The 4,705-nt window shown below is 56.3% G+C and carries 3 protein-coding genes and 1 pseudogene; 1 reads left to right on the plus strand and 3 read right to left on the minus strand.

Features of this window, described 5'->3' with window-relative positions:
* From AC1DSG_RS27855 to AC1DSG_RS27865, 3 genes are all read right to left on the minus strand, one after another.
* The coding region (locus AC1DSG_RS27855) for a DUF6531 domain-containing protein (protein ID WP_477793751.1) at positions 1-2,682 on the minus strand (2,682 nt) is incomplete at its 3' end.
* On the minus strand, positions 2,679-3,407 hold the full coding sequence (locus AC1DSG_RS27860; RefSeq protein ID WP_477793752.1) for a DUF4123 domain-containing protein: 729 nt from the start codon (positions 3,405-3,407) through the stop codon (positions 2,679-2,681). The genes AC1DSG_RS27855 and AC1DSG_RS27860, both read right to left, overlap by 4 nt.
* 224 nt (positions 3,408-3,631) lie before the next feature.
* Positions 3,632-4,147 carry an Hcp family type VI secretion system effector gene (locus AC1DSG_RS27865; protein WP_007948242.1) on the minus strand — a complete coding sequence of 172 codons (516 nt, stop codon included), beginning with the start codon at positions 4,145-4,147 and terminating at the stop codon, positions 3,632-3,634.
* A gap of 415 nt (positions 4,148-4,562) precedes the next feature.
* On the opposite strand from AC1DSG_RS27865, the pseudogene AC1DSG_RS27870 reads away from it, so the two are divergent.
* Positions 4,563-4,705 (plus strand): annotated as a pseudogene (locus AC1DSG_RS27870) (type 1 glutamine amidotransferase domain-containing protein); the annotation flags it as partial.

Below are 4,705 nucleotides of genomic sequence, written 5' to 3' on the forward strand. Positions count from 1 at the left end.
GTGGGTGATCGCGCCGGTTTCTTCCTGACGAGTAATCTGTCGACCCAACACGTCGTAGCGATATTTGCGTTGGCCGCCGTCCGGCAGGCGTTCTTCCAGCAATTGGCCGAGGTTGTTCCAGCCCAGTTGATGGCGGCTGCCATCAGGATGACGAATCTCCAACAGGCGACCCTGTCGGTCGTAGCTGTAGTGGGTTTCGTTGCCATGAGGATCAGTTTGTTGGGTGATATCGCCCTGTCGATTGCGTTCGTACTTCCAGCGCGCTCTACCTCGTTGCACATCGATGAGTTGACCATCGTAGTAGTTGTAGCGAGTCGGTTCATCTTCTGGGGGAATAACCGCAATCAAACGCCCGGCATCGGTGTATTGGTATTCGGTGACGGCACCCATCGCGTCTTTTTCAGCGATCAGGCGACCTTCGTCGTCATAAGCTCTTTGCGTTTGTGCGCCGTCGGGCACGGTCTCGCTGATCAGTCGAGCATTTTCGTCATGCACGTAAACCTGCTCGCTGCCATCGGCGTTGAGCACGGTCACCGTGCCCTTGTCGTCCCACACATAACGCGTTTCAAGCTGCGAATAACTCGCCCAGTGGCGGATGCAGCGCGCCAATTTTCCTTCGCGTTCCCACTCCCAGAAGAAGCTGGCGCCACCCGCCAGTTGACGCTCGAGAATGACGTGTTGATCGTTGTAGCGATAATGCTCGCGCTCCCCGGCAGCATTGGTGGCACTGACGAGTTGATTGCACTCGTTGTAGTGATAGGTGACCAGGGTTTGCACGGTTTGCCATGGATTCTGGCGCCCACCGCGATCATCGTACTCGGCACATTGCTGCTGGAAGTCGACCGCTGATATGTGGCGGTCGTCATAGCGCAGTAACAAGGCGCGACCAGCGCCGTTGTCGATGCGCTGAATGCGTCCAACCAGGTCATAGTTGATGTGCAACTGGTTTTCGTAGGCATCACTGATGGTGTTCAGACGCCCGGCACGGAAATGGTAAAACCGCGTTTTGGGGCCAGCCTGAGTCAGGATCAGTTCACCTGGCGCATCACCAAGATAAATGGCCGCTTCGGCCAGGCTGTTGGTGATGGCCGGACGTTGTTCGGTCGGCATTGGAAATCGGGTCTGACGGTTTTCATTGTCAGTCCACAGCACGCCTTCATCGTCCAGGTGCAGGTGATGGGACAGTGAATGGCTCCAGCCATAGCCGAAACGACTGTCGATTTCCACCGCACTGCTGCGGTAAAGACGCGTCCATTCCAGCGGCAAGAGGCCGCCGAGTTCGCCATCCGTGAGCGTCAGCAGTTCCTCGCCGGTCACCATCGACACGGGATCGCCATTAGTGCAGGTTTTGTTAACGCACTGCGCAGGCTGGTCTGCGGGGGTTTTCGACTGGTCAGGAGCGTTGTCGACAGGCTCTTTTTGTTCGATGCGTGTGGTGTTGTCCTTTTTTCCGCGCGCATGAATCTGCGCGTCGGTCTCCACTTTTCCGTCTGTAACCTTGGGCTTTTTCTTGGGGGCTGTTGCCGTGGTTGCGGGCTTGGGGGCGGCGATTTCGACGCTGGCTTTGCGTGCCTGATTGACCGCTGAATTGCCGGTGAGCAGCAAGGGTTTGGCGGCTTCAGTGTGGGTTGCGGAATTTTGCTTGCTGATCTTCATCAGCATGGAGGTGAAGTCCTCGATCAGTGTCAGCACCTTGCCACTGTTTTGCGTGGCTTTCAGTGCCTTGGCGCCGACACGTGCTGCCAAGCCGAGACCACCGGTCAAAACAACGCCGAACAGAATAAACAACAGGACTTCAGTGGTCAGTTCAGACAGCACTTCTGTGCAGGTCTGCGGAGGCAGCATTTTGACCCACGCCATGATTGCGGCCATGTAGATCCACATCAATGGCTCGTCACTGGCGATCAGCAAGGCGGTGTGAATGGCTTCCGCCGAGGCGTCGTAGATGCGCTTGATTTCTTCCTCGGTGAAGAAGTTCTTCAGCCTTTCATAATGATCTCGAGGATGCGCAACGAGGTTGTAGAGGCTTTTGATATCGCTCCACAAACCCATGATCGCTTTCCCGAAGCCTTTCCAGGCGGCTTCCAGTTCCTGCATGGCGCGGCCAGCCAAGGACGCGCTGTTGTGCGCTTGCCACAGTGGCAAAAAGTCGGTGGTCCACTGGGTTTGTAGCCAGCCGCTCAAATCGCCGATCACGTCCTGATAGGAATTGAACAGCGTGTCGATTTGAGCGGGAGTGGGGTTTGGGAAAAAGGTGATTTTGTACTGCTGGTTTGGGGTGAGGTCCGCAACTTCAAGAATCCCGCCAGGACCAATCGTTGCGGTAATAGCCTTGCCGATCTCATTTTTGCCGAACAGCTTGCCGTCGGCCACAGGCGCCAACCGGACCGGTGTATTGCCGATAGGGACAAAACGCGCCGACTCGAAACTGTGAACCAGTTTGAGCTTGCCGTTGGCTGGGCAGTTTGTGTAAAGGTCGACTTGCTTTTTGCTGTCCTTGTCCTGAATGCCGACTTCGTCACCGACCTGAAATTGTTGTTCCGCATCCAGGGCGCCGCCATACCAGGCTTCTGCATGGCTGCGGTAGTCAGCCATACACTTTTTGAAATCACTGATGATGACCTGAGCATCGGGTTGTTTTGCTGTGAGGGTCCCACCAATGGAACCCATCAAAATGCTCATACGGTCACCTCTTTTTCCAAGTGGGCTTTCAGTCGCCCTGTGTAGTTTTCTTCCGTGAGTGGGGTGCGTTTTACAAAGCGCGTCACCTTTTGCTGCAAGTTGGATTCAGGGAACGAGAAATACAGCGCGGCGTGATCCTCCTTCAGCCACTGCATCATGTTGCCGACCACGGTTGAGGGGTTTTTCGTAGTCAGGCCATCAAGCAGCCCCTTAGGCACTTCCCACCAAGGCCAATCCTTCGCCTTCGGCACCACCCGTGAGCCAACCTCCAGGCGCGTCCCATTAATCAGATACCGATCAAACACCGGCAGCACTTCACCCGCCGCATCACCCAACCCTTGCAGAATCGGGAAGATATGCCGCCCATCCCAGAACCGGAAAAACACCTCGGTGCCATCGGGCATGCGCACTTGGGTCAGGCTGCGAAGGTGTTCGAGCACCACGTCCGGCTCGCTGGTTGAGACGGCGAGCCACCCCCAGTCCTGCGCATGCGTTTCGGCGATCCACGGTAGAAAGCGGGAGTCGGGTTTCAGCTCGATGAGGTAGGGCATGACCTGTTGCCAGCCCGCGTAGGGTGTTCCACCCCAGATCGGAGTCGCCTGGGTTGTTGGCTCATTCTGATAAAGCGTCTTGAGCGCACCGGCATCGCTGGTGGCGCTGACGATCAGATACAGATGTTCATGGGGCTGCAATTGCTGTTCAGCCAACCACGCCTGCGGAGTCAAAAGATCAGACCTTGCAAGGACAGCACCTGTAAATCGCTGGATAAGCCTTCGAAAGTCAGGGCAAAGTGAGTCTGAATGGCCGGCGCGAACATCCCTTGTTCCTCGTGCAGTGCTGCGACGTGCGCCAATAGCCGAAGAAGGCATCAGCAGACGCAAAAATTCTGAAAGGGCGAAAACAACATCGACCAGCAGGGCTGGCCGATGCTTGAGACGGTCGGCCTTGGTCAGGCGACCGGCAGACGCCAGTCATCGGAACCCGAAGTACCGGATACTTCGTGGGTCCAGGTGATTTTGCGGTAAGTGAATTGCACTTCTTCCAGGTGCGTGAAGTGCGAGTTCGACGGGTCCTGGCAGTTGTGCATTTTGTTGTTGATGGCGACGATGATCGCGTCTTCCAGTTTGGTGGTGTAGTAGTGCTCTTGGGTACCTTGAGCCGAAGTGCGGTACCACTGGATAACGATTTCGCTCATGCGCTCGCCGGAGGTCAAAGCCGCTTGCAGCAGTGGCGAGGACTTGTCATAGACCTTGGTGATCACCACTGGCTTGTGCACGCGCTGACCGGTCGGTTGGCCGGATTGCGGGTCACGCGGGATGATCACGTCGTGGCTGAACGCCTGAACCATGACCTGGTCTTCGTGGCCTTCCTGGTAAGTGTTGCCCACCGAGTCGGCGGTGAACGCGCCGGCGGTGATCAAACCTTGTTTTTCGCCGGTGACGGACATGTACGCGGGTGTAGCCATGGATGTGCTCCTTGCTAAAAAATTGAGAGTGCCCGGGAGGCGGTATCGCCCGGTGGGTGCCAGACTATTATCAAGGTCCATGCCACAAACGGCTAAAACCATATAGATCAATGAGTTGGCGGTTATTTTCGACAGTTGGAAGATTTGTAGGTGAAGAACCCCAAAGAATGTGCGCAAGTACTTGCACACCGCTGCGCAACTTCTTGCGCACTCGGCTGGAGGGCCCGCCTGGCCGGGCGATCAGCATCTCTGTGGGACAGTTCTGTAGGATAGGTGTGCAACTTCTTGCGCATAACGGCTTTGCGCCATCCTTCAAAGACAACCTGCACCCGGTGCAACGAATCGACCGGCCGCAGGGTCCATAAAAGCAGCGCCGTCGAGCGTCCGAACAACCCTGAACCGGAGTGAGAACGACATGAAAATCCTGATGGTTTTAACGTCCCACGATCAATTGGGTGACACGGGTAAGAAAACCGGCTTCTGGCTGGAAGAATTCGCTGCGCCGTATTACGCCTTCAAGGACGCCGGTGCTCAACTGACCCTGGCCTCGCCCAAGGG

The organism is Pseudomonas sp. P5_A12, assembly GCF_056400685.1.